The following is a 24844-nucleotide window of genomic DNA, read 5'->3' as shown; positions in this document are numbered from 1 at the left end:
GCGAGTTGACACAACCCCCGTGGGAGCGGGCATGCCCGCGAAAAATCCAACACGTTGTATGGCACCGGCTTCGCCGGTGTTCGCGGGCATGCCCGCTCCCACAGGGGGCGAGGTGAGCCCAGACTCAGCTATACAGGAGCCAGCCGAATGAGCGACGCACTGCCAATGTCCCCTGCCGAATTCGAGCAGGCCCTGCGCGCCAAGGGCGCCTACTATCACATTCATCACCCGTACCACGTGGCGATGTACCAGGGTCGCGCCACCCGCGAACAGATCCAGGGCTGGGTAGCCAACCGCTTCTACTATCAGGTCAACATCCCGATGAAGGATGCCGCGATCCTGGCCAACTGCCCGGACCGCGAAGTGCGCCGCGAGTGGATCCAGCGCCTGCTCGACCACGATGGCGCGCCCGGCGAGGACGGTGGTATCGAAGCCTGGCTGCGCCTGGGCCAGGCCGTGGGCCTGGACCCGGACCAGCTGCGCTCCCAGGAGCTGGTACTGCCCGGTGTGCGCTTTGCCGTGGATGCCTACGTCAACTTCGCCCGCCGGGCCAGTTGGCAGGAAGCGGCCAGCAGCTCGCTGACCGAGCTGTTCGCCCCGCAGATCCACCAGTCGCGCCTGGACAGCTGGCCGCAGCACTACCCGTGGATCGACCCGGCCGGCTACGAATACTTCCGCACCCGCCTGGGCCAGGCCCGGCGTGACGTGGAGCACGGCCTGGCGATTACCTTGCAGCACTACACCACCCGCGCGGGCCAGGAGCGTATGCTGGAGATACTGCAGTTCAAGCTGGATGTTCTCTGGAGCATGCTCGACGCCATGAGCATGGCCTACGAGCTGAACCGCCCGCCCTATCACTCCGTCACCCAGGAACGGGTGTGGCACAAAGGGATCACCCTATGAGTTTCGACCGTAATCAAGTGCCGAACTGGCGCCCCGGCTACCGCTTCCAGTACGAGCCGGCGCAAAAGGGCCATGTGCTGCTGTACCCCGAGGGCATGATCAAGCTCAACGACAGCGCGGCCTTGATCGGTGGCCTGATCGACGGCCAACGTGACGTTGCCGCGATCATTACCGAACTCGAACAACAGTTCCCCGGTGTCCCGGAAGTGGCCGATGACATCGAGCAGTTCATGGAGGTGGCCCGTGCCGAACACTGGATCGTCCTCGCCTGAATTACCGCCCACGCCCGCAGTCGGCCTGCCGCTGTGGCTGCTGGCCGAGCTGACCTACCGCTGCCCGCTGCAGTGCCCGTACTGCTCCAACCCGCTAGACTTCGCCGCCCAGGGCCAGGAGCTAAGCACCGCGCAGTGGTTCAAGGTGATGGCCGAAGCCCGGGAAATGGGTGCCGCGCAAATCGGCTTTTCCGGCGGAGAACCGCTGGTACGCCAAGACCTCGCCGAACTGATCGGCGAGGCCCGCCGGCTGGGCTACTACACCAACCTGATCACCTCGGGCATCGGCCTGACCGAGGCGCGCATCGCCGACTTCAAGAAGGCCGGCCTGGACCATATCCAGATCAGCTTCCAGGCCAGTGACGAGCAGGTCAACAACCTGCTGGCCGGCTCGAAGAAGGCCTTTGCGCAAAAGCTGGAAATGGCCCGTGCGGTGAAGGCCCATGGCTACCCGATGGTGCTCAACTTCGTCACCCACCGGCACAACATCGACAAGATCGACCGCATCATCGAGCTGTGCATCGCCCTGGAAGCCGACTTCGTCGAGCTTGCCACCTGCCAGTTCTACGGCTGGGCCCACCTCAACCGGCTGGGCCTGCTGCCGACCCGCGCGCAGCTGGAACGGGCCGAACGCATCACCAACGAGTACCGGGACAAGCTCAAGGCCGAGGGCAACCCGTGCAAGCTGATCTTCGTCACCCCGGACTACTACGAGGAGCGCCCCAAGGCCTGCATGAATGGCTGGGGCAGCCTGTTCCTCACCATCACCCCGGACGGTACCGCCCTGCCCTGCCACGGCGCGCGCCAGCTGCCGGTGCAGTTCCCCAACGTGCGCGACCACGACCTGCACCACATCTGGTACGACTCGTTCGGCTTCAACCGCTTCCGTGGCTATGAGTGGATGCCCGAACCCTGCCGTTCCTGCGACGAGAAGGAAAAGGACTTCGGCGGCTGCCGCTGCCAGGCCTTCATGCTCACCGGCGATGCCAGCAACGCCGACCCGGTGTGCGCCAAGTCGGCCGACCACGGCATCATCCTCAAGGCCCGCGAGGAGGCGGAAAGCGCCCAGCTCACCATTGAAGAGATGACCTTCCGCAATGAACGAAACTCCCGTGTCATCGTCCGCGGCTGAGTTCAGCGCGGCCCAGGCAGTTGCCGCCGGCACCGACTTCGCCGAACTCAAGGTCAGCGCCGCGGGGCTGTTCTGGAACGAGTTTCGCCCGGCCGATGGTGCCTGTCGCATCTGGCACTGGCAGTACCAGCAGGCCCGCTGCCTGACCCCCGATGGCTTCAGCGTGCGTAGCCGGGTGTACGAATACGGCGGTGGCAGTTTTTGCCTGGGTGGTGACGGGCTGCTGTTCGTCAACGAAAAGGACCAGCAGGTCTATACCCAGGCCCTGGAAGGCGCGGTACCGCGTGCCCTGACCGATGATGCCAGCTGCCGCTACGGCGATTTGCAGTGGCATGGTGGCCTGGTGCTGGCGGTCGAGGAGCAGCATGGCGAACGGGTCGAGCATCGCCTGGTCGCCCTGGGTGAACAAGCCCGCGAAGTGCTCGCCGAGGGTGCCGACTTCTATGCCTCGCCTACGGTGAGTACCGACGGCCAGCGCCTGGCGTGGGTCGAATGGGACCGCCCGGCACAACCCTGGACCGTCACCAGGCTGATGTGCCGCACACGTGATGCAAGTGGCCACTGGGGGCCCGCGCAATGTGTGGCCGGCGCTGACGAATCGCTGCAGCAGCCGCGCTTCGATAGCGAAGGCCGACTCTACTGCCTGTCCGACCGCAATGGCTTCTGGCAACCCTGGGGCGAGATCGATGGCTGCTGGCAGGCCCTGCCTGCCGAGCCCGCAGACCACGCTGCGGCGCCCTGGCAACTGGGCGCCAGCACCTGGTTGCCACTGGGGCAGCAAAGCTATCTGGCGAGCTGGTTCGAAGACGGCTTCGGGCAACTGGGGCTGCGTACTGCCGATGGTAGCCTGGAGCGTTTCGCCAGCGCCTACACGCGTTTTCGCAGCCTGGCCATGGATGCCGAACACCTGTATGCCATTGCCGCCTCGCCGATTAGCCCGCCGGCGGTCATCGCCATCGCCCGCAGCAACCACGAGGTCAGCGTATTGGCTGGTGGCGCCGAAGTGCTGCCGGCAAGGCATATCAGCCTGCCGCAGTCGATCCACTACGGCAGTGACGGCCAGCGCGCCCATGGCTTCTTCTACCCGGCAGCCCGCTCGCAAGGGGCCGCGCCGCTGGTGGTGTTCATCCACGGCGGGCCGACTTCGGCCTGTTATCCCGTGCTCGACCCACGTATCCAGTACTGGACCCAACGCGGCTTCGCCGTCGCCGACCTGAACTACCGGGGCAGCACCGGCTATGGCCGTGAATACCGCCAGGCCTTGCATCTGCGCTGGGGCGAAAGCGATGTGGCCGATGCTTGCGCGGCGGTGGAATACCTGGCCGGACGTGGGCTGGTCGACAGCCGCAAGGCGTTCATCCGCGGCGGTAGCGCGGGCGGCTACACCACCCTTTGCGCCCTGGCGTTCCATGATGTGTTCCGCGCCGGCGCCAGCCTGTACGGGGTCAGCGACCCGGTTGCCCTGGGCCGGGCCACCCACAAGTTCGAAGGGGACTACCTGGACTGGCTGATCGGCGACCCGCTGCAGGATGCCGAGCGCTATCGCCAGCGTACGCCGCTGCTGCATGCGGGGCAGATCAAGGTGCCGGTGATTTTCTTCCAGGGTGAGCTGGATGCGGTGGTGGTGCCGGAGCAGACGCGGTCGATCCTGGCGGCGCTGCAGGCTAACGGGATAGAGGCCGAAGGGCACTTCTATGCGGGGGAGCGTCATGGGTTCCGCAAGGCGGAGAACCTGGCGCATGCCTTGGAAGAAGAGTGGAAGTTCTATTGCCGGGTGTTGGAGGGCTGAGATTCTGGGGCCGCTTTGCGGCCCATCGCGACACAAGGCCGCTCCTACAGGGATCGGACAAGCCCGAATGTGGCGCTGTACCTGTAGGAGCGGCCTTGTGTCGCGATGGGCTGCAAAGCAGCCCCAAAAATCTCAGCGCTTGGCGATGATGTACACCGCATGCACGATCCCCGGAATATACCCCAGCAAGGTCAGCAAGATATTCAGCCAGAACGCCCCGCCAAACCCCACCTGCAGGAACACGCCCAGCGGTGGCAGGATGATGGCGATGATGATGCGAATAAAGTCCATGCGAGTCTCTCCTGAAGGGGTTACATCAGAGACTAGCCGCCCACCACAGAGGTTCAACAGGCAAAAAAAAACGCCCCGGGCCGAATGAAACAGGCCAAGGGCGATGCGCAGGAACGCCAGACGGTTCGTAGAATTCTCGATGTCACCAGGCCGCTAGGCTGGCATTTCGCGGCGGGCCTGCTGCTGGGCGTGCAGGCGGGCAAAGGCACGGGCCAGGCGCAGCAGCATTTCGTCGATGTTGCCCTTGCTCACGGTCAGCGCTGGCGAAAAACGCACCACATCCGCCTGCGGTGCGTTGAGCAACAGGCCTTCGTGCAGGGCTGCCGCCACCAGCTCGCGGGCCAGGTTTTCTTTCATCTGCAGGGCCCACAGCAGGCCTTGCCCGCGCACTTCGCCCTGGCCGTAGCGCCCGGCCAGCCGGCTCAGGCCTTCACGCAGGTGGCGGCCGTTGTCCTGTACCTGGACGAAAAAGCCAGGCTCCAGCACGGTATCCAGCACGGCCAGGCCGGCGGCGCACATCAGCGCGTTGCCATGGTGGCTGCCTTCCAGTTCGCCAGGCTCGGCGCAGCACGCCGTGCCCCGGGCCAGCAAGGCCGCCAGCGGCACGCCACCGCCCAAGCCCTTGCCCAGGGTGATGATGTCGGCGCGCACGCCGTAGGTTTCCTCGGCCAGCAGCGCGCCACAGCGGCCGATGCCGGTCTGCACCTCGTCGAGGATCAGCAGGATGCCCAGTTCGCGGCACAGCGTTTCCACACCCTTGAGGTATTCCTGCGTAGCCGGGATGACACCTGCCTCGCCCTGGATCGGCTCGAGCATGATCGCCACGGTGCGCGAGTCCACCTCGGCGTGCAGCGCCGCCAGGTCGTTGAACGGCACCTTGCTGAAGCCCGGCAGGCCCGGCTCGCAGCGGTTGCACGGCAGCGGGTCGGACGCCGACAACGCGCCCAGGCTGCGGCCATGGCAGGCCTGGCTGGCGGTGATGATGTGATAGGCGCCGTTGCGGTGCAGCTGGCCCCACTTGCGCGCCAGCTTGATCGCGCCTTCGCAGGCTTCGGCACCGCTGTTGAGCAGGTAGGCCTGGTCGCTGCCGGTGCTCTGGCACAGGCGGTTGACCAGCTCCAGCAGGCCACGGCTGTGGAAGCCCGAGCCCGGGTTGATCAGCGCCTGGGCCTGGTTGCCCAGCGCCTTCACCAGCACGCTGGGGCTGTGGCCCAGGCTGTTGACCGCGCCACCCTGGGTGAAGTCCAGGTAGGCATGCCCTTCGTTGTCCCACAACCAGGAGCCCTGGCCACGCACGAACACCTGCGCTGCGCGTTCGGTGCTGGGCATCAGGCGCTCACGCGACAGCTGCGGCGCTTCCGGCACGATCACCGGCGCACGCTTGGGCTCGGCGACGGCGGCAGGGGCCGGGCGGCGCAGGTTGAACAGGTTCATCAGGGCTCCAACCAATCACGGTAAAGGGCGGCCACGGTGCGGTCTGGGTGCCGGCACTCGATATTTTGCCTTGCCTATCAAAAGTGTTTTTCATCCGGGGTAACAATCGATCGATTCATCGCTGTAACCCGCTGGAATACGGCGATAGACTAGGCCTCGCGAGGGTTTTCGACCATTTCGTTTTTCCAGCATTTTCGATAAGTGTCACTTATGGATTTCCGCCAACTGCGTTATTTCGTCGCGGTGTATGAAGAAGGCCACGTGGGCCGCGCCGCCGAGCGCCTGTCGCTGTCCCAGCCAGCGCTTTCCCAGCAGATCCGCCAGCTGGAGCACAGCCTCGACCTGAGCCTGTTCGAACGCAGCAACAAGCGCCTGCTGCCGACTCTGGCCGCCCACACCCTGTACAACCACGCCCTGCCGCTGCTCGACGGCCTGCAGCGAGCCCACGAGGCCATGCGCAACTTCAAGGGCCAGTCGCTGCGTACTTTGGCCATCGGCGTGCTGCAGACTGTGCGACCGAGCCTGGTGCCGCAGCTGCTCGAACGCCTGCGCAGGGCACAGCCGCACCTTGTGGTGCAGATCTACGAATTGTCGGGGCTGGAGATCGAACGGCGCTTGCTCAATGGCAGCCTGGACATCGGTATCAGCTACCTGCCGCCACGCCAGCCGGGGCTGCATGGTCTGCTGCTGTACGAAGATGAGCTGCAACTGGTCATCCCCGCTACCCACCCGCTGAAGGACTTCAAGAAGGTGTCCATTCGCCAGGCTGCCGAGCTGCCCATGCTGATGCTGGGCGAGGAGTTCCAGATCCGCCAGATCTGGCAGGCGCAGCTGGCCAGCCAGGGGCGTCGGCCGCAGGTGCAGGCAGAGATGAACAACATGGCGGGGATTCTCGACAGCCTGGCCCATACCGCGCTGGCCACCATCCTGCCGGGGCGGGCCAAGGAGGCCGCCGAGGATGACCAGGGGCTGCTGTGGAAGCCGTTGAGCGAGCCGCGGGTACCGCTGAAGGTTGGCTTGGTGTTCCGCGATGCCCAGCGCCAGCAGGCCTCTGTGGAGCTGCTGCGCACGCTGCTGGAGGAGGAGACGGACGCCCGCCTGTTGGGCGCATCACCGCTGGATGTGCTGGGCTGAAAAACACGCGCACAAAGAAAACCCCGCCGAAGCGGGGTTTTCCAGACTGTTTCCCTGTGACATCCGTATCGCCCCGCCATCCTGGCAGGTGGTCCTTCGTCGTCGTCCTTGATCTGTCCTTTGCGCTTCCTGCGCAACGTCCATGTGGTAAAGAATAGCCGTGGATCCAATCTGAGAACAGTGGTGAAAAGTCACCACGTTGTGTAGGAAAAAGCTTACATGGCAGGGGCCGCTTTGCGGCCCATCGCGACACAAGGCCGCTCCTACAGGATCCGCATCGTCATGACGGCCTGCGCGGTACCTGTAGGAGCGGCCTTGTGTCGCGATGGGCTGCAAAGCAGCCCCAAAATCCCTCAAAACTGCTCGGCATCCAGCAGGTACAACGACTCACTCCCCGCCTTCACCGAAGCCACCAGCGAATCCACCCGCGGCAGCAACCGCGCAAAGTAGAACCGCGCCGTACCCAGCTTGCCCGCATAGAACGCTTCATCCCCCTCACCCGCCTGCGCCGCCCGCGCCATCAATGCCCACATGTAGGCATAGGCGACATAACCAAAGGCATGCAGGTACTCGACAGAAGCCGCGCCAATCTCGTTCGGGTTGCCCTTGGCCTGTTCCAGCACCCACTCGGTCAACCCGTCGAGTTGATCGAGACCGGCAGCCAACGGCTTGGCAAATTCATCCAGCTCGCTATCCGCGCTGGCAATGAACTGGCGAATCTCGTCGGAGAACAGCCGGTAGTAAGCCCCACCACTGGCCACCACCTTGCGCCCCATCAGGTCGAGGGCCTGGATGCCGTTGGTGCCTTCGTAGATCTGCGTGATACGCACATCGCGCACCAGTTGCTCCTGCCCCCATTCGCGAATGTAGCCATGCCCGCCGAACACCTGCTGGCCGTGCACCGCGCACTCCAGGCCCAGGTCGGTGAGGAAAGCCTTGGCCACCGGCGTCAGCAGTGCCACCAGCTCTTCGCTGCGCTTGCGCACGGCGGGGTCTTCGCTGTACTTGGCGCTGTCCAGCTGCATGGCCACGTAGCTGGAGAAGGCACGGCCACCCTCGATCAGCGCCTTCATGGTCAGCAGCATGCGGCGCACGTCCGGGTGGACGATGATCGGGTCAGCGGCCTTGTCCTTGGCTTGCGGCCCGGTCGGGGCGCGGCTCTGCAGGCGGTCGCGGGCGTACTCCACGGCATTCTGGTAGGAGCGCTCGGCCGAGGCCAGGCCCTGGATACCAACACCCAGGCGCTCGTAGTTCATCATGGTGAACATGGCCGCCAGGCCCTTGTTCGGCTCACCGACGATATAGCCGACCGCTTCGTCGAAGTTCATCACGCAAGTGGCCGAGGCCTGGATGCCCATCTTGTGCTCGATCGAGCCACAGGTGGCCGGGTTGCGCGCACCCAGGCTGCCGTCTTCATTGACCAGGAACTTCGGCACCAGGAACAGCGAAATGCCTTTCGGCCCCGCCGGTGCGTCCGGCAGCTTGGCCAGCACCAGGTGGATGATGTTCTCGGTCAGGTCGTGCTCGCCGCCGGTGATGAAAATCTTGGTACCGCTGACCTTGTAGCTGCCGTCGGCCTGGGGCTCGGCCTTGGTGCGGATGATGCCCAGGTCGGTACCGGCGTGCGGCTCGGTCAGGCACATGGAACCGGCCCACACGCCGGCGTACATGTTCGGCAGGTACTTTTCCTTCAGCGCTTCACTGGCGTGGGCATTGATCGACAGGCAGGCGCCAGCAGTCAGCATCGGGTACAGGCCGAAGGACAGGCTGGAGGCGTTGACCATTTCCTCGACCTGGGCCGAGATGACCTTGGGCATGCCCATGCCGCCGAACAGTGGGTCGCCGCCCACGCCCACCCAACCGCCTTCGGCATAGGTGTTGTAGGCGTCGATGAAACCGGCCGGTGTGCGCACTGCGCCGTTGTCCCAGTGGCAGCCCTCTTCATCCGCGGCGCGGCTGAGCGGCGCAATGGATCTGGCAGTGACCTTGCCAGCTTCTTCCAGCACCGCCATGGCCGTGTCGGCATCGACAACCTCGGCCAGCCCGGGCAACTGCGCCCACTGCTCGGCCACGTTGAACACTTCATTCAGTACGAAGCGCATGTCGCGCAGGGGCGCTTTATATTCAGCCATGACAACCTCTCGCTAGTCGGGTCGGGGCGGTCTCGGGGAACCGCGACACTGGGTTGCAGGCAGTGTAACCGAACAACTTTTACGAGACATAGGGTCATCACTAGACCGTACAGTCTATTTCGGTCACGCCGTGCGTACTGCCCCTCGCTGCGATTGTTGCCCATGCACCATGACACAATTGCGCCCCGCGCCCTTGGCGCTGTACAGCGCCTGGTCGGCGGATTTCAGCACGGCTTCGGGGTTACGATGATCGGCCTGGCGCTCGGCCACGCCGATGCTGATGGTGACCGACACCGTGCCGCCACTGCTGCCCGCCCGCCGTTGGCGCCCGGTGGTATCGTCCTGCGGGCGGTTGTGCTGGTCGCGCAGGTGCATCACGTAGTTGGCGATCACTTCGCGCACGGCCTCCACGTGCGGCACGCATTCCTCGGCGGTCTTGCCAGCAAACACCAAGGCGAATTCCTCGCCGCCATAGCGGTAGGCGCGGCCACCCCCGGTGACCTTGGACAGGCGGCTGGCAACCAGACGCAGCACCTGGTCGCCGACGTCGTGGCCGTGGGTGTCGTTGAATTTCTTGAAGTGGTCGACATCGGTCATGGCGATCACATAGTTGCGCCCCAGGCGCTGCATGCGCTCGTTCAGCGCACGGCGCCCCGGCAGGCCGGTCAGCTCGTCGCGGAAGGCCATCTGGTAGGCCTCGTGCGCCACCGCTGCGGCGATCATCAGCATCACCTGGCTGCACATGATGTTCAGGGTGAACGGCAGAATGAAGGTTTGCGGCAGCATCCAGAAAATGCCCAGCAGGCCCATCACCTGCGCAGCATGCAGCGGCCGTGGCGCACGCAGGTATTGCACCACCAGCAGGATGAATACGCCGAGGAACAGCGGGTAGACCATCTGGATCAGGCTCATCCACTGGCCATGCAAGGTTGGCCAGCGGATTTCCGCCAACCAGGTCAGTAGCGCTTCGGGGTAGCTTTGCTCCAGGGCCACTGCCACGCTGCCCACGGCAAACAGCACGGCGCCACGGGCGACCAGGTCCTGCAGCAGGTGGGTGCGCTCCTGCCAGGCACCATACAGCCCGAACAGGGTGGGCAGCAGCAGGCACACCAGGTGGAAGATCACCGCCGCGTCCTCGCGCACGCGGCCATGGTCACGGTAGAAGTCGGTCTGGGTGTCGAGCAGGTAGTAGGCGATGTACACAGTGAGCATCAGGAACAGCTCGCGCTGGCGACGGTACACCGCACAGTAGGCTCCGCCCAGCAGCAGGACCAAGGTGGGCAGGACGTTGAACAGCGATGTGAAAAAGACACTGAGGTCTCTCACATAGGCCGCGGCGAGGCCTGCCAGCAAAAGAATCAGCGAAGGCAGGAAGTGGCTCGCGCGAACAGCGTTAAAACGAAACAAGGGTAATCTCCAACCCGGCAGATCAATGGTGGCATTGTGCCCTTACTTCATCGGCAGTGCACATGAACAGTTGAATTTCGAATCAGACTCGATTCCGTGTAGGAGCGGCCTTGTGTCGCGATCGGGGTGCGAAGCAGCCCCAGGATTTCTGCCACAGCAAAGATTGCTGGGGCTGCTTTGCAGCCCATCGCGACACAAGGCCGCTCCTACAAGGGACCGCGCTGGACCTGAAGAAATAAAAAAACCCGCCTGCCGGTGAGGGCAGGCGGGTTTGGTTTACAGCGGCAGGATCAGTACGACAGGCCGAAGTGCTCTTCGTCCATCGCCATCAGGTTGTTGGCACCCGACAGCATGGTCGCCACGTGGGTACGGGTACGCGGCAGGATGCGCTGGAAGTAGAAGCGCGCGGTCTGCAGCTTGGCGGTGTAGAACGCTTCTTCGCTGGTGCCGGCAGCCAGTTTCTCGGCCGCCAGGCGGGCGATGTCGGCCCAGAAGTAGGCCAGGCAGGCGTAGCCGGAATACATCAGGTAATCGACCGAGGCCGCACCTACTTCTTCGCGGTCCTTCATGGCGGCCATACCCACTTTCATGGTCAGCTCGCCCCATTCCTTGTTCAGCGCCGCCAGCGGTTCGACGAACTCCTTGACCGCTTCGTTGCCTTCCTGCGCCTGGCAGAACTTGTGCACGATCTTGGTGAAGCCCTTCAGCGCTTCGCCCTGGGTCATCAGCACCTTGCGGCCGAGCAGGTCCAGGGCCTGGATGCCGGTGGTGCCTTCGTACAGCATGGAAATGCGGCTGTCGCGCACGTTCTGCTCCATGCCCCACTCGGCGATGAAGCCGTGGCCACCGTAGATCTGCACGCCGTGGTTGGCGGCCTCGAAGCCGACCTCGGTCATGAACGCCTTGGCGATCGGGGTCAGGAACGCCAGCAGGGCATCGGCCTTCTTGCGCTCTTCTTCATCCTGGCTGTACTTGACGATGTCCACCTGCTTGGCAGTGAAGTACACCATCGCGCGGTTGCCTTCGGCGAAGGCCTTCATGGTCAGCAGCATGCGACGCACGTCCGGGTGGACGATGATCGGGTCAGCAGCCTTGTCCGGTGCTTTCGGGCCGGTCAGGGAGCGCATCTGCAGGCGCTCACGGGCGTACTTCAGGCCACCCTGGAACGCTACTTCGGCGTGGGCCAGGCCTTGCAGCGCGGTACCCAGGCGAGCGGTGTTCATGAAGGTGAACATGCAGTTCAGGCCTTTGTTGGCCGGGCCGATCAGGTAGCCGGTAGCGCCGTCGAAGTTCATCACGCAGGTGGCGTTGCCGTGGATACCCATCTTGTGTTCGATCGAGCCGCAGCTCACGCCATTGCGCTCGCCCACACCGCCTTCGGCGTTGGGCAGGAACTTCGGCACGATGAACAGCGAGATGCCCTTGGTGCCAGCCGGTGCGTCCGGCAGGCGGGCCAGGACGATATGGACAATGTTGTCGGCCATGTCGTGCTCACCGGCCGAAATGAAGATCTTGGTGCCCGACACCTTGTAGCTGCCGTCTGCCTGTGGCTCGGCCTTGGTGCGCAGCATGCCCAGGTCGGTACCGCAGTGCGGCTCGGTCAGGCACATGGTGCCGGTCCACTCGCCGGATACCAGCTTGGTCAGGTAAGTGTGCTGCTGCTCGGCAGTGCCGTGCGCAGAGATGGTGTTCATCGCGCCGTGCGACAGGCCCGGGTACATGCCCCACGACCAGTTCGAACCACCGACCATTTCGCTCAGGGCCAGGCCCAGCGACTCCGGCAGGCCCTGGCCGCCGTGCTCGACGTCATGCGCCAGGCTCGGCCAGCCGCCTTCGACGAACTGCTGGTAGGCCTCTTTGAAGCCGGTAGGGGTTTTCACGCCCGATTCGCTCCAGGTGCAACCTTCCTGGTCTCCCACGCGGTTCAGCGGCGACAGCACCTGCTCACAGAACTTCGCGCCTTCTTCGAGGATCGCGTCGACCATGTCGGGCGTGGCGTCCTGGCAACCCGGCAGGCTCTGATAGTGCGCCTCATAGCCGAGCAGCTCGTCGCGAACGAAGCGGATATCACGCAAGGGGGCTTTGTAATCAGGCATTGCGATGAACCTCTAGGTGAGTTCTGTGGGGTGACCCGCACTTGGCGGCCGTCGATCAAACAGTTGTTTGAAACTTACGTTTAGCTCCGCCTTATGTCAAGGATGGACTATGGTGCCATTTACGCCACGAAAAATGGCATTCACGCCAACCCTAGGAAAAAGATGCCCCTGTGGGAGCAGTGGGAGCTGTGGGAGCTGTGGGAGCGGGCGTGCCCGCGAATGGGCCAGGCCAGGCAGTAGAAGGTGTGCCTGATCTGACGCATTCGCGGGCATGCCCGCTCCCACAGCTCCTACAGGGTGTGTGTGTAATTCGAGTGAGCGCCCGGTCAGGCGTAGGTGTCGATGATCCGGCCGAGCATTTCGTCGGATGCCTTGACGACCTTTGCGCCAAGCTCGACTTCAAGTTTGCCCACCGCCAGCTGCACGGTGCTGGTGGCCAGGTCCATCTGCTGGCTGCGGTCGACCGCGCGCAGGCGTTCGGCCTGAAAATCGCTGGACTGGCTAGTGGCGGTACGTTCGGCGGTGGTATTGGCGATCTGGCTGGCGGCCTGATCGACGCGGTTCTGGCCGGTCTGGATTGCGCTCAGGCCCGCGTAGTAGGCGGAGCTACCGGTGATTTCCATGTCAGGACTCCATTGACGCTGGATGACGAACAGGCCCAATTAAAGCAGGCCAGGGGTGAAAAGGCCCGTTTAAATCCCTAATGGCCTGGTGCCATTTGATAGGCCTTGGGTATTCCTGTACCGGCCTCTTCGCGGGCTTGCCCGCTCCCACAGGGACCGCACAACACCTGAGCCCCACGCTGTACCTGTGGGAGCGGGCAAGCCCGCGAAAGGGCCAGACCTGCAAACGGCTAATCCAGCAGGTCCAGCTGCAAATGCTCAGCCACCATGTCGGCACTGGCCTGCTTCAACTTGGGCACCCGCCCCAGGCAAGGCGCCGGCAAGCGTTCGGCCAGGCTGGCCAGGTTCTCTTCCAGGCGGGAAGTACGCGGCTCGATGATGTTTGCCACCCACCCCGCCAGTTGCAGCCCGTCACGGGCAATCGCCTCGGCGCTGAGCAAGGCGTGGCTGATGCACCCCAGCCGCACCCCCACCACCAGGATCACCGGCAGCTTGAGGGCAATGGCCAGGTCGGACAAGTTGGCTTGCCCCGACAACGGCACGCGCCAGCCTCCGGCCCCCTCGATCAGGGTGAAGTCGGCATTTTGCTGCAGCACATTGCGCATCGCTGCCAGCAACTCCGGCACGGCAAGCGTTACCCCGGCCTCGCGCGCCGCCACATGGGGTGCGATAGCCGGTTCGAAGGCAAACGGGTTGACCTGTTCGTAGGGCAGCTTGATCGTGCTTTCATCGATCAGCGCCTGAGCGTCACTGTTGCGCAAGCCTTTGGGCGTCATCGTGCAACCGGAGGCCACCGGCTTGGCCCCCAGCGTGCTCATGCCCTGCGACCGTGCCGCATGCAACAGCCCGGCAGCGATGGTGGTCTTGCCAACATCGGTATCGGTACCGGCAATGAAATAGGCCTGGCTCATCTCGCTCCCCTTACGCCTGTGGCTTGCGCAACACACCATAGACCACCTGGTAGGTGGCTGGCAGCCCTTCGGGCTGGCGAAATGCCTCATAGGCCTGCAGCAGGCCCTGCATGCGCGCCCGGCCGGTAAGCCCGGAAGGCCGGCCAGGGTTCAGGTTGTGGGCACCGAGGGCCTTGAGTTCATGGGTCAGGCTGCGCACATCCGGGTAGTAAAGCACGTGCGGGCAGCGCTGCAGCCCAAGCTGTTCGAAGCCGCTGGCGGCGCACAGACGCTGATAGTCCTCGAAACGACGGAAGCGGTTCACGTGCACCAGGCCATCCACCGCCTGCCAACTGGCGCGCAGTTCATCGAGGGTACCCACACACAGGCTGCTGAAGGCCAGCACGCCGCCCGGGCGCAACACTCGCAGCACTTCTGCCAGCACGCTGGCGAACTGGTCGCACCACTGCACGGCCAAGCTGGTAAACACCAGATCGACACTGCCATCACGCAGCGGCAAACGCTCGGCGTCACCGGCCACATGATAGTGCGCCCCGCCCTGTTCGTTACGAGCATGGCGCAGCATGCCCTCGGCGATATCCACAGCCACGCCGCTGGCCTGGGTGAAACGCTCGGCCAGCGCCCGGCTGAAATGGCCGGTGCCGCTGCCCAGGTCCAGCCAGCGTGACGGCTGCAGGCCTTCCGGCAACTGCTCCAGCAAGCTCGAACCCACCGCACGCTGCAAGGCTGCCACGCTGTCGTAGCTGGCTGCAGCGCGGGAGAACGAGGCCGCTACCTGGCGCTTGTCGGGCAGCGCGCCGGGCAGGGTCGGACGGGAAAGGTCAGTCATCGCCACTCTCATGCAGGAAACTCTTGATGCCCGCCGCCAGTTCCTGCGGGTACTCCAGCAGGAACGCGTGGGAACTGTCTTCGACCAGGCCCACTTCCACATCGGGCAGCAGCTCGCTCAGCGCTTTTGCCGCCTCTGCCGGCACCAGCGCATCGCTACCGGCGAACAGGTGCAACTGCGGGCCACCGTAGGCCTGCAGTGCTTCGCGGGTGTCCAGCTTGGCCAGCACCTCAAGGCCGGTGGCCAGGTACAGCGGGTCGGTGTCCGGTACGCCGACACCCAGCTGGCGCAGCAGAGTACGCGGTTGCAGGGCACCGTCGCTGCATAAGGTACGGAAGCGCTTCAGGGTGACCTGGGTATGGCTGCGGCAGCCGTCGAGGAAGGTGCCGAAAGTGTCTTCGGCCATGCCGTGGGGCCAGTCGGGGCGAGCCACGAAACTGGGGTTGCTGGCCAGGGTCAGCAGGCCGCAGCAATGGTCGCCGCGCTTGTGCGCCAGCGCGCTGGCCAGCATGCCGCCTAACGACCAGCCGCCCAGCCAGACATCGCTCGGCAGCTTGCGGTCGAGGTGGTCGACCCAGGCCTGCACATCGCTGTCGGCCAGTTCCGGCAAGGGCATCAGCTCTACCTGCAGGCGGGCGTCCTGGGCACGCAGGCTGGCGGCCAGCGGCTCCAGAGAAGCAGTGCCCAGGCCCCAGCCGGGCAACAGAACAAGTCGATTACGCATCGGCGCTCTCCAATTGTGGATAACACTCGGCCAATGCATTCAACAATAGCTGCACCTGCGCCTCGCTGTGCGCGGCGCTCAATGTCACCCGCAGGCGTGCGCTGCCCGCCGGCACGGTGGGCGGGCGGATGGCCGTCACCAGCAAGCCGCGTTCGCGCAGCATGCGTGACAGGCGCAGGGCCTGTGCGCTGTCACCGATGACGATCGGCTGGATCGGCGTCGGGCTGTCCATCAATGCCAGGCCGATCTGCTGCGCGCCTTCACGGAACTGGCGAATCAGCGCGGCCAGGTGCTCGCGGCGCCAGGCCTCGCGGCGCAGCAGTTCCAGGCTCTTGAGGGTGGCGCAGGCCAGCGCCGGTGGCTGGCTGGTGGTGTAGATGTACGGGCGGGCGAACTGCACCAGCGCCTCGATCAGCTCTTCGCTGCCGGCCACAAAGGCACCAGCGGTACCACAGGCCTTGCCCAGCGTACCGATCAACACCGGCACATCTTCAACGCCCAGGCCGAAGTGCTCGACGATACCGCCACCCTGGGTGCCGAGGGTGCCCAGGCCATGGGCATCATCGACCATCAGCCAGGCACCGCGGGCGCGGGCGACATCGGCCAGCGCCGGCAGTTCGGCCAGGTCGCCGTCCATGCTGAACACGCCATCGGTCACTACCAGGGTATTGCCGACGGCCTTGTCCAGGCGGCTGGCCAGGCTGGCCGGGTCGTTGTGCAGGTAGCGGTTGAAACGGGCGCCGCTGAGCAACCCGCCATCCAGCAGCGAAGCGTGGTTCAGGCGGTCCTGCAGCACCGTGTCACCCTGCCCCACAAGCGCGGTGATGGCGCCCAGGTTGGCCATGTAGCCGGTGGAGAACAGCAGCGCGCGCGGGCGCCCGGTGAGTTCGGCCAAGGCCTCTTCCACCTGGTGGTGCGGCGTACTGTGGCCGATCACCAGGTGCGAGGCACCGCCACCGACACCCCAGCGCTCGGCGCCGGCCTGCCAGGCGGCAATCACCTCGGGGTGGTTGGCCAGGCCCAGGTAGTCATTGCTGCAGAAGGCCAGCAAACGCTGACCATCGACCACCACTTCCGGCCCCTGCGGGCTTTCCAGCAGTGGCCGCTGCCGATACAGGTCTGCGGCGCGCCGTTCGGCCAGGCGCGCCGCCAGGTCGAAGGCCATTTCAGGCTGTCGCGGCGTTGTAGAACATCTCGCTGCTGCGCTGCTCGACCAGCGCCTGCTCGATGGCCGCCTGGTGCACTTCGTCGGCGTGCTCTTCACGCGCTTCGGGCTTGATGCCCAGGCGTGCGAACAGCTGCATGTCCTTGTCGGCCTGCGGGTTGGCGGTGGTCAGCAGTTTTTCGCCGTAGAAGATCGAGTTGGCGCCGGCCATGAAGGCCAGGGCCTGCATCTGCTCGTTCATCTGCTCGCGGCCGGCGGACAGGCGCACGTGCGACTTGGGCATGAGGATACGGGCCACGGCCAGCATGCGGATGAAGTCGAACGGGTCGACGTCTTCTTCCTCGGCCAGCGGCGTGCCGGCCACCTTGACCAGCATGTTGATCGGCACCGATTCCGGGTGCTCGGGCAGGTTGGCCAGCTGGATCAGCAGGCCGGCGCGGTCGTCCAGCGACTCGCCCATGCCGAGGATGCCGCCGGAGCAGATCTTCATCCCGGCATCGCGCACGTAGGCCAGGGTCTGCAGGCGCTCGCTGTAGGTGCGGGTGGTGATGATGCTGCCGTAGAACTCCGGCGAGGTGTCGAGGTTGTGGTTGTAGTAGTCCAGGCCGGCCTGGGCCAGGGCCTTGGTCTGCTCCTGGTCGAGCTTGCCGAGGGTCATGCAGGTTTCCAGGCCCATGGCCTTGACGCCTTTGACCATCTCCAGCACGTAGGGCATGTCTTTGGCCGACGGGTGCTTCCACGCCGCGCCCATGCAGAAGCGGGTAGAACCGATGGCTTTGGCGCGGGCGGCTTCTTCCAGCACCTTCTGCACTTCCATCAGCTTCTGTTTTTCCAGCCCGGTGTTGTAGTGGCCGGACTGTGGACAATATTTGCAATCTTCCGGGCAGGCGCCGGTCTTGATCGACAGCAGGGTCGAAACCTGCACGCGGTTCGGGTCGAAATGCGCGCGGTGCACGGTCTGCGCCTGGAACAGCAGGTCATTGAACGGTTGCTGGAACAGCGCCTTGACCTCGGCCAGGGACCAGTCGTGACGTGTTGTTGCAGTTGTGCTGGCGCTCATTGGCGTTTCCTTGTTTAGGCTGAAGCAGGCGCCGGGACAGGAAAGCCCGCCAGCGCATCACGGATAGCTCGCATAGTCATGGAAGGCCTATGAACTGTCAACCACACTGGAAAAGACTGGTTTACAAGTGCTCACTTATTAACCAATCGTGTTTACTGTGCGATGAACCTGCCGAGCAGGCCTACCCGCTGTGCGTCGCCTGCGAGCAGGAACTGCCCTGGCTGGGCGATCATTGCCTGCGCTGCGCCCTGCCGTTGCCCATGGCCGGCCTGACTTGCGCTCAGTGCCAGCGCCGCGCACCGGCCTTCGAGCAGGTGCTTGCACTGTGGCATTTCGGCTTTCCGGTGGACACGCTGATCAGCCGTTTCAAGCACAACCGCCAGTGGCCCTTGGGGCACCTGATGGCCGAATTGCTCGCGCATGGGCTGCTGCACTGCTTTACCGAAGGGCTGCCGCGCCCCGACCTGTTGTTGCCTGTACCCTTGGCCAAACGTCGACTACGGGAGCGGGGTTTCAACCAGGCAGGGATGCTCGGGCGCTGGCTTTCGTCGCACGTGGGGGTACGTTGCGACGAGCGGTTGCTGCTGCGCACACGGGAGACACCTGCGCAGCAACAACTGGACGCCAAGGCCAGGCGACGCAACTTGCGCCAGGCGTTTACCGTCACGGGCAAGCTGACGGGCAAGCACGTCGCCATTGTCGATGACGTGTTGACCACCGGTGCTACCGCGCAGGCGGTTGCCCAAGTGCTGCGCAAGGCCGGTGCACGGCGGGTGGATGTGTATTGCCTGGCGCGCACGCCCAAGCCGGGGTATGTATGAGCAAGCGCGGATCGCCCGGTGTAGGAGCGGCCTTGTGTCGCGATCGGGCTGCGCAGCAGCCCCAGCGATATTTGCCAAGGCATGAATCGTGGGGCCGCTTCGCGCCCCTTTCGCGACACAAGGCCGCTCCTACAAACTATCCACCCTCAGGCCCCCACAAGACCGAATGCCCATGTCCCTGCCCCCCCACCTCACCCAGCACATCGCCCGCCGCCCCCAGCGCATCGCGCTGCTGCAGCACATTGCCGAAGAAGGTTCGATCACCCGCGCCGCCAAGGCCGCGGGCATCAGCTACAAGGCCGCCTGGGATGCAATCGACGAACTCAACAACCTGGCCAGCCAGCCCTTGGTCGAGCGCAGCACCGGTGGCCGTGGCGGTGGCGGTGCGCGTTTATCGACGGAAGGCGAGCGGGTGCTGCGCCTGTATCAGAGGCTGCAGACACTGCAGGCGCAAATCCTTGAAGCAGCCGAAGAGTCCAGTGACCTGGACCTGCTCGGCCGGCTGATGCTACGCACCAGCGCGCGCAACCAGTTGCAGGGCCAGGTCAGTGGCCTGCGCCGCGAGGGACGGCATGATCGCGTCAGCCTGGCGTTGGGCGGAGGGTTGGAGATCGAGGCGCTGATCACCCACGACAGCACCGCACGGCTGGAGCTGACGCTGGGGACGACGGTAGTGGCGCTGCTCAAGGCAGGGTGGGTGAGGTTGCTGGCCGACGACGAACAGGCCGAAGCGGGGAGTAACTGCCTGCGGGCGACAGTGGAGGAGGTACTGGTGGAGGCTGATGGGCCTGGTGAGGTCCGGTTGGCGTTGGGGAATGGGCAGACGTTGTGTGCGTTTGCCGAGACGGATTGGTTGGCTGGCCAGCGGGTGGCAGCAGGCAGTTCGGTGCGGGTTCAATTTCATCCCTCTTATGTATTGCTTGGGATTCCTGCATAGCCTGGCCGCCAGGGAAACGATGCACCTGTGGGAGCGGGTTTACCCGCGAAGAGGCCGGTACAGGCATAACGCGCTACCATGGCCCCCACGCCGCCTACCCCCGGAGCCACCATGTCCCACCCCTTCGACACCCTCACCCCCGACCTGGTCCTGGACGCCGTGGAAAGCCTGGGCTTTCTCAGCGATGCCCGGGTGCTGGCGCTGAACAGCTACGAAAACCGCGTCTACCAGGTGGGCATCGAGGGCGCGCAACCGCTAGTCGCCAAGTTCTACCGCCCAGGCCGCTGGAGCGACGCGGCCATCCTCGAAGAGCACAGCTTCACCGCCGAACTGGCCGACTGCGAAGTGCCGGTGGTCGCCCCGCTGCAGCACGACGGCCGCACCCTGTTCGAACACCAGGGCTTCCGCTTCACCCTGTTCCCCCGCCGCGGCGGCCACGCGCCAGAGCCGGGCAACCTCGACCAGCTCTACCGCCTCGGCCAGTTGCTCGGCCGCCTGCACGCCGTGGGCGCCAGCAAACCGTTCGAGCACCGCGAAGCGCTGGCTGTGGACAACTTCGGCCATGCCTCGCTGAATACCCTGCTGGAAGGCGACTTCGTCCCCCGCGAACTGCTGCCGGCGTTCGAATCGGTGGCGCGCGACCTGCTCAAGCGGGTGGAGGACATCTATGCCCGCACGCCGCACCAGCTCATCCGCCTGCATGGCGACCTGCACCCCGGCAACCTGATGCACCGCGACGAGGTGTACCACGTGGTCGACCTCGACGACTGCCGCATGGGCCCGGCGGTGCAGGACCTGTGGATGATGCTGGCCGGCAGCCGCGAGGAACGCCTGGGGCAACTGGCCGAACTGATCGACGGCTATAACGAGTTCCACGACTTCGACCCGCGCGAGCTGGCCCTGATCGAGCCCCTGCGCGCCCTGCGCCAGCTGCACTACAGCGCCTGGCTGGCGCGGCGCTGGGACGACCCGGCGTTCCCGCCCAGCTTCCCCTGGTTCGGCCAGCCACGCTATTGGGGAGACCAGATCCTCGCCCTGCGCGAGCAAATGGCCGCATTGGATGAACAGCCGCTGAGGTTGTTCTAGAACTTGCATCAAAAAAGATTTAGCTAGCAAACGCCGTATCACGCAAGCCGGCATCCGGGATGGCGGCATGCTGCCCTGCAACTTCCTTAGATGCTGGACCTAGTATTTTTGCCAGTAGGCAAGGTGGGAGGCTGAGTGTAAAAAATCTTAGGTCAGCGTGGGACTATTAGCAGTAGGTCAAACAAACTGGGCATTTGCTGAGCAGACGCAGCGTCCGGCCAAGTCCCCTTTGTCGAAGCGGCCAACTTAGGGGCATAAGCTCACGCAGATACATACCTTACAAAACCGGCTCAAGGCGATAAATTTATGAATAACTCGACTAACCAATCGCTCGAAAAGCTCCTGGAAGAACTGGGTACGGCACGGAAAAACTTTGGATACCCCGTAATCGTGGCTTTCGATAGAAAAACTTCAAACAATGTATTAAAACAAGAGTTTATTGAGCGCTACTCCGGCGGGCTATTCATAGACCCAATGAACAGTGAAATTGATATTGAAGCAGGTGTTTCCTATCACCAGCTTGAGGATTTTTGCCTGGATGAGCCCCGGCTATCCTTTGAGAATGCAGACCTCAGCGGCTCTAAAGCCGTGCTGATGATGCGGGCCGTGCGAGGCAAACAGATTCAGTTAAGCCAACCGATAGGCAGCACACGCAGGCGGGTCACTCGGTTGGCAGAGGCGACGCCTGTCAATGGCCCATCCCTGGTATACGATATTGAGTTGAATAGTCTGAAGGGGGAGGTTTCGCAGGAAGGCCAGGTTTATTTCAACCTTGCAGCAGGCAAGAATTATGCTTTCTATGGCGGATCAACACAGTTTGAACTGGACAAACTTGGTGACCATTTCAAGCAATACTTTGAAGGCTACGATGAAACCCCTGGAGACAGAGATATCATCGAATACACCTTGGGCCAAATTGCTCACGTGCAGGGTTCGCCACTGAAGCCAAACAAATTTGCGATTCGCACCCACAGCGCATCCAAAAACACAATACACTCTGGCGACGGCGCAGTCGTTTTATTCGTCGAGCTAGAAGGATTCAACAGTGAAAATGCTGCCCCGCCAGACGAAAACACAAAGCTTCCTTATCTTTTACCGAACGGATATAGCGCCAATGTGCTTGTCAACACCGACTTCCTCGCACTGAACATTATCGCCGCCCAAATAGAAGCACTTCCGGAGAACAGGTTTCAACTGAAGCTCAAACTGGAGAATGCTGAAAAACTTAAGTATCGAGCAGAGGGGACAATAATATTTCAAGAGGCGCCACTGCACCAACCCGGCTCTCAGCTTTACATCAACGAAGTCAAGTGGATTGCACCAGAAGAACATGACGCAAATAATGGACTCACTTTAGAGTTCATAAATAATAGGCTCACTTTAAATTTCACTGGACACATGCAGGCAGATGTCAGAGTGAAGCCTAAGGATAGGGACTGGATACGGGGCACCGTTACACTCAAATGGCGTATGCTCACCAAATACAAAGTTGAACTTGCCGAGGTCGACGGCAACCGCAAAATGGTACTTATCGATGATAGCGACCACGATGTAGAATTTAATCTGAATTATGAATGGTCCCGGGAAATAGAAGCCGCTTTCGATGTATTTTTAATTTCGACAGAACAAGTAGAAAAGCAATATCTATCTTATTTCCATGGCCCATTCTCCACATTGCGCCACACCCTCACGAACCTCCATTTAGAGGTCGAAACCTTCATCATGTCATCGCTACTGTTCCGCAATTCGCAGATCGCTATTGATTCCCTGCACCAGCCAAATGATTTTATCACCCTAGGCCAATTGGCTGAAGACCTAAACAAATTCTCTATCACGCCAAGCGAAAATGGTGAAATAAGCGTACTGGCCAACGAGAAAATATTCTTCAAAACTAAACCCTACCTCCAGGACGTCAAATGGAGCGTACGTCACCTCCCTGATTACACCGGTGATGACCTCAAAGGGGAAATCAACGAAAACACGGGCGTATACACCGCACCTGCTGCCGATAAATTCAAAGGTAGCCACATCAAGGTCATGGTTAGCGCTCAAAAAGGCACTCACATTTCTCATGTTCTCGTGAGCGTTTTGCGAACCACTATCCATGTGTACCCCTCCATCGCTAGCGTAAACATAGGGTCCTATGCCGATATAATTGCTGGCGAAATAAATGGAAAAGACATCAGCATGAAAGTCGAAGGGCTCGGTGATTTCGCCGACTCCTCCAAACCCGACCCTCTGGCGCAGGTAACCAAAACGTACGTCGCCCCCAAGCAGGTGCCAGAATGGGAAGAAGGCATGCCCAAAGTTGATAAGGTACTGCGTCTTGATAAAGTAGTGGTCAGCAGTGGGACTGCCACCAATACCGTCCATATACTCCTGCCTGTTGCAATGGATGGCCCTTATTGGCTGAAGCCGAAGCAGGGACAAGCGGGTGTGGAGTTTGAGTTCTGGAGGAAACCCTCAGGCAAGCCGGAAGAGCAAGTAGCAAAGGAAGAAACCTCATGGCATGTGCGTGTCGGCAATGGCACAATCGACGACGGTGTTTACACGCCACACCCTTCCAAGCCGGATGGTGAGTACATTGTCATCGTGGCGATCCACGAGGACCAAATCATCGATCTATACGCCAGTATGATTGTGCCCATTCCCTTTGTTAGTGCTGAAAAATTCCTGGCGCTTTATGCGTCTGTTGAAGCTAGTGACAATTCGCGTAGGGCGCGCATCAACCGGAAGTGATCGGTTGGGCGTGCATTTGACGGCCAGATTCTCCATGCCGTTGACGCCGAAAACCAGGGCCATGCCCTGGTTTTCGCGTTTCATAAGTGCCTGCACAACTCGCCAACGTGTGCTGAAATAGCCCAGCGCTTCATTTAGCTACCTAAGCAAGGATTCTGCATGCACGCCGCAAACCCGCGTCGCGGGTACCTACTGGGCCTCAGCGCCTACATCATCTGGGGGCTGTTCCCCCTGTACTTCAAGGCAATCCAGAGCGTCCCGGCGGTGGAGATCATTGTCCACCGGGTGCTCTGGTCGGCTTTGTTCGGCTCGTTGTTGCTACTGGTGTGGAAACACCCAGGCTGGTGGCGTGAACTGCGTGACAACCCGCGCCGGCTGGGCATTCTGGCCCTGAGCGGGGCGCTGATCGCCGGCAACTGGCTGACCTACGTATGGTCGGTGAACAACGGGCGCATGCTCGAGGCCAGCCTGGGTTACTACATCAACCCGCTGATCAATGTGCTGCTGGGGATGCTGATTCTCGGCGAGCGCCTGCGGCGCCTGCAGTGGCTGGCCGTGGCCATGGCCGCCGTGGGTGTGGCCCAGCAGGTGTGGCAGGTGGGCAGCCTGCCGTGGGTGTCGCTGGTGCTGGCGCTGAGCTTCGGCTTCTATGGGCTGATTCGCAAACAGGCACCGGTCGCGGCACTGCCGGGCCTGGTGGTGGAAACCTGGATGCTGGTACCGCTGGCCCTTGGCTGGCTGTTGCTGCACCCGGCGGCGACAAGTGCCCAGGGCGCGTTCTACACCAGCAGCGAAGCGTTGTGGCTGATGGCTGCGGGGCCGGTGACACTGGTGCCGCTGGTGTGCTTCAACGCTGCCGCGCGGCACTTGCCGTACACCACGCTGGGCTTCCTGCAGTACCTGGCGCCGACCTTGGTGCTGCTGCAGGCGGTGCTGCTGTTCGATGAGCACTTGTCGTCGAGCAACTTGGTGGCGTTCATGTTCATCTGGGCGGGTTTGGCGATTTACAGCGTCGATGCGTGGGTCAGTTTGCGCAAGCGCAGCTGATCAAAAAATGATCAGAATTCTGCAGGCCTTGTAATTCGTGGCCTGCAGACACATCTCCAAAGGTTATCCACATCCTCGTCCCCGTGCTTTGTGCACAAGCTGCTGATTTTTGGGTGTTTTTTGATCAAAGCCTTGTAAGGCGCGCGCGGCCTGGGCTGGAGAGGGGAACCCCCAGGTTATCCACAGGGCCTTCCCCGTGATATCGGGATAACCGTAGGGGGCTGCTTTGCAGCCCATCGCGACACAAGGCCGCTCCTACAGGGGAACGCGTAACCTTGTAGGAGCGGCCTTGTGTCGCGATGGGCCGCGAAG

The 24844-nt window shown here is 62.9% G+C and carries 21 protein-coding genes; 10 read left to right on the top strand and 11 right to left on the bottom strand.

Annotation, left to right across the window (positions count from 1 at the left end; translation table 11 throughout):
- Positions 1–147 precede the first annotated feature (147 nt).
- Genes pqqC through C163_RS01845 form a run of 4 tightly spaced genes read left to right on the top strand, consistent with a single transcriptional unit; the run spans position 148 to position 4096 of the window.
- A complete protein-coding gene (gene pqqC, locus C163_RS01860) occupies positions 148–903 on the top strand; it encodes a pyrroloquinoline-quinone synthase PqqC (RefSeq protein ID WP_025337442.1) in 756 nt (251 codons plus the stop codon).
- Complete coding sequence (gene pqqD, locus C163_RS01855) at positions 900–1175, top strand: pyrroloquinoline quinone biosynthesis peptide chaperone PqqD (protein ID WP_025337441.1); 276 nt, start codon at positions 900–902, stop codon at positions 1173–1175. Before pqqC ends, pqqD begins: the two co-directional genes overlap by 4 nt.
- A complete protein-coding gene (gene pqqE / locus C163_RS01850; RefSeq protein ID WP_025337440.1) occupies positions 1147–2307 on the top strand; it encodes a pyrroloquinoline quinone biosynthesis protein PqqE in 1161 nt (386 codons plus the stop codon). The genes pqqD and pqqE overlap by 29 nt, the downstream gene beginning before the upstream one ends.
- Positions 2273–4096, top strand: coding sequence for a S9 family peptidase (locus tag C163_RS01845; RefSeq protein WP_025337439.1), 1824 nt, complete (start codon positions 2273–2275; stop codon positions 4094–4096). Before pqqE ends, C163_RS01845 begins: the two co-directional genes overlap by 35 nt.
- 132 nt (positions 4097–4228) lie before the next feature.
- Here the strand turns inward: C163_RS01845 and C163_RS26100 are convergent, their stop codons facing one another.
- On the bottom strand, positions 4229–4387 hold the full coding sequence (locus C163_RS26100; RefSeq protein ID WP_009681539.1) for a YqaE/Pmp3 family membrane protein: 159 nt from the start codon (positions 4385–4387) through the stop codon (positions 4229–4231).
- 153 nt (positions 4388–4540) lie between these two features.
- A complete protein-coding gene (locus C163_RS01835) occupies positions 4541–5821 on the bottom strand; it encodes an aspartate aminotransferase family protein (RefSeq protein WP_025337438.1) in 1281 nt (426 codons plus the stop codon).
- A 210-nt stretch (positions 5822–6031) separates the two neighbouring features.
- Here C163_RS01835 and C163_RS01830 point away from each other — a divergent pair, with 210 nt between their 5' ends.
- Positions 6032–6955: a LysR family transcriptional regulator gene (locus tag C163_RS01830; protein ID WP_004375209.1), complete on the top strand. Its 924-nt coding sequence runs from the start codon at positions 6032–6034 to the stop codon at positions 6953–6955.
- A 353-nt stretch (positions 6956–7308) separates the two neighbouring features.
- Here the strand turns inward: C163_RS01830 and C163_RS01825 are convergent, their stop codons facing one another.
- The 9 genes from C163_RS01825 to bioB form a co-directional block, all read right to left on the bottom strand.
- Positions 7309–9087: an acyl-CoA dehydrogenase C-terminal domain-containing protein gene (locus tag C163_RS01825; RefSeq protein ID WP_025337437.1), complete on the bottom strand. Its 1779-nt coding sequence runs from the start codon at positions 9085–9087 to the stop codon at positions 7309–7311.
- A gap of 123 nt (positions 9088–9210) precedes the next feature.
- Positions 9211–10494, bottom strand: coding sequence for a diguanylate cyclase (locus C163_RS01820; protein WP_025337436.1), 1284 nt, complete (start codon positions 10492–10494; stop codon positions 9211–9213).
- A gap of 290 nt (positions 10495–10784) precedes the next feature.
- Positions 10785–12590 carry a phenylacyl-CoA dehydrogenase gene (locus tag C163_RS01815; RefSeq protein WP_025337435.1) on the bottom strand — a complete coding sequence of 602 codons (1806 nt, stop codon included), beginning with the start codon at positions 12588–12590 and terminating at the stop codon, positions 10785–10787.
- A gap of 326 nt (positions 12591–12916) precedes the next feature.
- Positions 12917–13213 (bottom strand): hypothetical protein, encoded by a 297-nt coding sequence (locus C163_RS01810; RefSeq protein WP_025337434.1) that lies wholly within the window; start codon positions 13211–13213, stop codon positions 12917–12919.
- Positions 13214–13443: 230 nt separating this feature from the next.
- The gene (gene bioD, locus C163_RS01805; RefSeq protein WP_025337433.1) at positions 13444–14124 is read right to left on the bottom strand and encodes a dethiobiotin synthase; all 681 of its coding nucleotides are present in this window, start codon (positions 14122–14124) and stop codon (positions 13444–13446) included.
- Positions 14125–14134: 10 nt separating this feature from the next.
- On the bottom strand, positions 14135–14953 hold the full coding sequence (gene bioC / locus C163_RS01800; protein ID WP_025337432.1) for a malonyl-ACP O-methyltransferase BioC: 819 nt from the start codon (positions 14951–14953) through the stop codon (positions 14135–14137).
- Complete coding sequence (locus tag C163_RS01795; RefSeq protein WP_025337431.1) at positions 14946–15677, bottom strand: alpha/beta fold hydrolase; 732 nt, start codon at positions 15675–15677, stop codon at positions 14946–14948. The genes bioC and C163_RS01795 overlap by 8 nt, the downstream gene beginning before the upstream one ends.
- On the bottom strand, positions 15670–16842 hold the full coding sequence (bioF, locus tag C163_RS01790) for an 8-amino-7-oxononanoate synthase (RefSeq protein ID WP_025337430.1): 1173 nt from the start codon (positions 16840–16842) through the stop codon (positions 15670–15672). Before bioF ends, C163_RS01795 begins: the two co-directional genes overlap by 8 nt.
- Position 16843: 1 nt before the next feature.
- Complete coding sequence (gene bioB, locus C163_RS01785; protein WP_013970556.1) at positions 16844–17902, bottom strand: biotin synthase BioB; 1059 nt, start codon at positions 17900–17902, stop codon at positions 16844–16846.
- Positions 17903–17991: 89 nt separating this feature from the next.
- Here bioB and C163_RS01780 point away from each other — a divergent pair, with 89 nt between their 5' ends.
- The 5 genes from C163_RS01780 (at position 17992) to rarD (ending at position 24532) form a co-directional block, all read left to right on the top strand.
- Complete coding sequence (locus tag C163_RS01780; protein ID WP_025337429.1) at positions 17992–18723, top strand: ComF family protein; 732 nt, start codon at positions 17992–17994, stop codon at positions 18721–18723.
- Positions 18724–18895: 172 nt separating this feature from the next.
- Entirely contained in the window at positions 18896–19660 is a 765-nt protein-coding gene (locus C163_RS01775; RefSeq protein WP_025337428.1) for a TOBE domain-containing protein, read from the top strand.
- A gap of 111 nt (positions 19661–19771) precedes the next feature.
- A complete protein-coding gene (locus C163_RS01770; RefSeq protein ID WP_025337427.1) occupies positions 19772–20746 on the top strand; it encodes a serine/threonine protein kinase in 975 nt (324 codons plus the stop codon).
- 306 nt (positions 20747–21052) lie between these two features.
- A complete protein-coding gene (locus C163_RS01765) occupies positions 21053–23485 on the top strand; it encodes a hypothetical protein (protein ID WP_025337426.1) in 2433 nt (810 codons plus the stop codon).
- Positions 23486–23644: 159 nt separating this feature from the next.
- Positions 23645–24532 (top strand): EamA family transporter RarD, encoded by an 888-nt coding sequence (rarD, locus tag C163_RS01760; RefSeq protein ID WP_013970552.1) that lies wholly within the window; start codon positions 23645–23647, stop codon positions 24530–24532.
- Positions 24533–24844 lie beyond the last annotated feature (312 nt).

Origin of the sequence: Pseudomonas sp. FGI182 (assembly GCF_000511325.1) — a bacterium.
In the GTDB taxonomy this organism is placed as follows: domain Bacteria; phylum Pseudomonadota; class Gammaproteobacteria; order Pseudomonadales; family Pseudomonadaceae; genus Aquipseudomonas; species Aquipseudomonas putida_Z.
This window is presented reverse-complemented; position numbering and strand designations above follow the sequence as displayed.

What these genes read in the sequence shown, in the direction of transcription:
- pqqC (WP_025337442.1), top strand. Translation starts at nt 148, where the DNA reads ATGAGCGACGCACTGCCAATGTCCCCTGCCGAATTCGAGCAGGCCCTG.
- pqqD (WP_025337441.1), top strand. Translation starts at nt 900, where the DNA reads ATGAGTTTCGACCGTAATCAAGTGCCGAACTGGCGCCCCGGCTACCGC.
- C163_RS01845 (WP_025337439.1), top strand. Translation starts at nt 2,273, where the DNA reads ATGAACGAAACTCCCGTGTCATCGTCCGCGGCTGAGTTCAGCGCGGCC.
- C163_RS26100 (WP_009681539.1), bottom strand. Translation starts at nt 4,387, where the DNA reads ATGGACTTTATTCGCATCATCATCGCCATCATCCTGCCACCGCTGGGC.
- C163_RS01835 (WP_025337438.1), bottom strand. Translation starts at nt 5,821, where the DNA reads ATGAACCTGTTCAACCTGCGCCGCCCGGCCCCTGCCGCCGTCGCCGAG.
- C163_RS01830 (WP_004375209.1), top strand. Translation starts at nt 6,032, where the DNA reads ATGGATTTCCGCCAACTGCGTTATTTCGTCGCGGTGTATGAAGAAGGC.
- C163_RS01825 (WP_025337437.1), bottom strand. Translation starts at nt 9,087, where the DNA reads ATGGCTGAATATAAAGCGCCCCTGCGCGACATGCGCTTCGTACTGAAT.
- C163_RS01815 (WP_025337435.1), bottom strand. Translation starts at nt 12,590, where the DNA reads ATGCCTGATTACAAAGCCCCCTTGCGTGATATCCGCTTCGTTCGCGAC.
- C163_RS01810 (WP_025337434.1), bottom strand. Translation starts at nt 13,213, where the DNA reads ATGGAAATCACCGGTAGCTCCGCCTACTACGCGGGCCTGAGCGCAATC.
- bioD (WP_025337433.1), bottom strand. Translation starts at nt 14,124, where the DNA reads ATGAGCCAGGCCTATTTCATTGCCGGTACCGATACCGATGTTGGCAAG.
- bioC (WP_025337432.1), bottom strand. Translation starts at nt 14,953, where the DNA reads ATGACTGACCTTTCCCGTCCGACCCTGCCCGGCGCGCTGCCCGACAAG.
- C163_RS01795 (WP_025337431.1), bottom strand. Translation starts at nt 15,677, where the DNA reads ATGCGTAATCGACTTGTTCTGTTGCCCGGCTGGGGCCTGGGCACTGCT.
- bioF (WP_025337430.1), bottom strand. Translation starts at nt 16,842, where the DNA reads ATGGCCTTCGACCTGGCGGCGCGCCTGGCCGAACGGCGCGCCGCAGAC.
- bioB (WP_013970556.1), bottom strand. Translation starts at nt 17,902, where the DNA reads ATGAGCGCCAGCACAACTGCAACAACACGTCACGACTGGTCCCTGGCC.
- C163_RS01780 (WP_025337429.1), top strand. Translation starts at nt 17,992, where the DNA reads ATGAACTGTCAACCACACTGGAAAAGACTGGTTTACAAGTGCTCACTT.
- C163_RS01775 (WP_025337428.1), top strand. Translation starts at nt 18,896, where the DNA reads ATGTCCCTGCCCCCCCACCTCACCCAGCACATCGCCCGCCGCCCCCAG.
- C163_RS01770 (WP_025337427.1), top strand. Translation starts at nt 19,772, where the DNA reads ATGTCCCACCCCTTCGACACCCTCACCCCCGACCTGGTCCTGGACGCC.
- C163_RS01765 (WP_025337426.1), top strand. Translation starts at nt 21,053, where the DNA reads ATGAATAACTCGACTAACCAATCGCTCGAAAAGCTCCTGGAAGAACTG.
- rarD (WP_013970552.1), top strand. Translation starts at nt 23,645, where the DNA reads ATGCACGCCGCAAACCCGCGTCGCGGGTACCTACTGGGCCTCAGCGCC.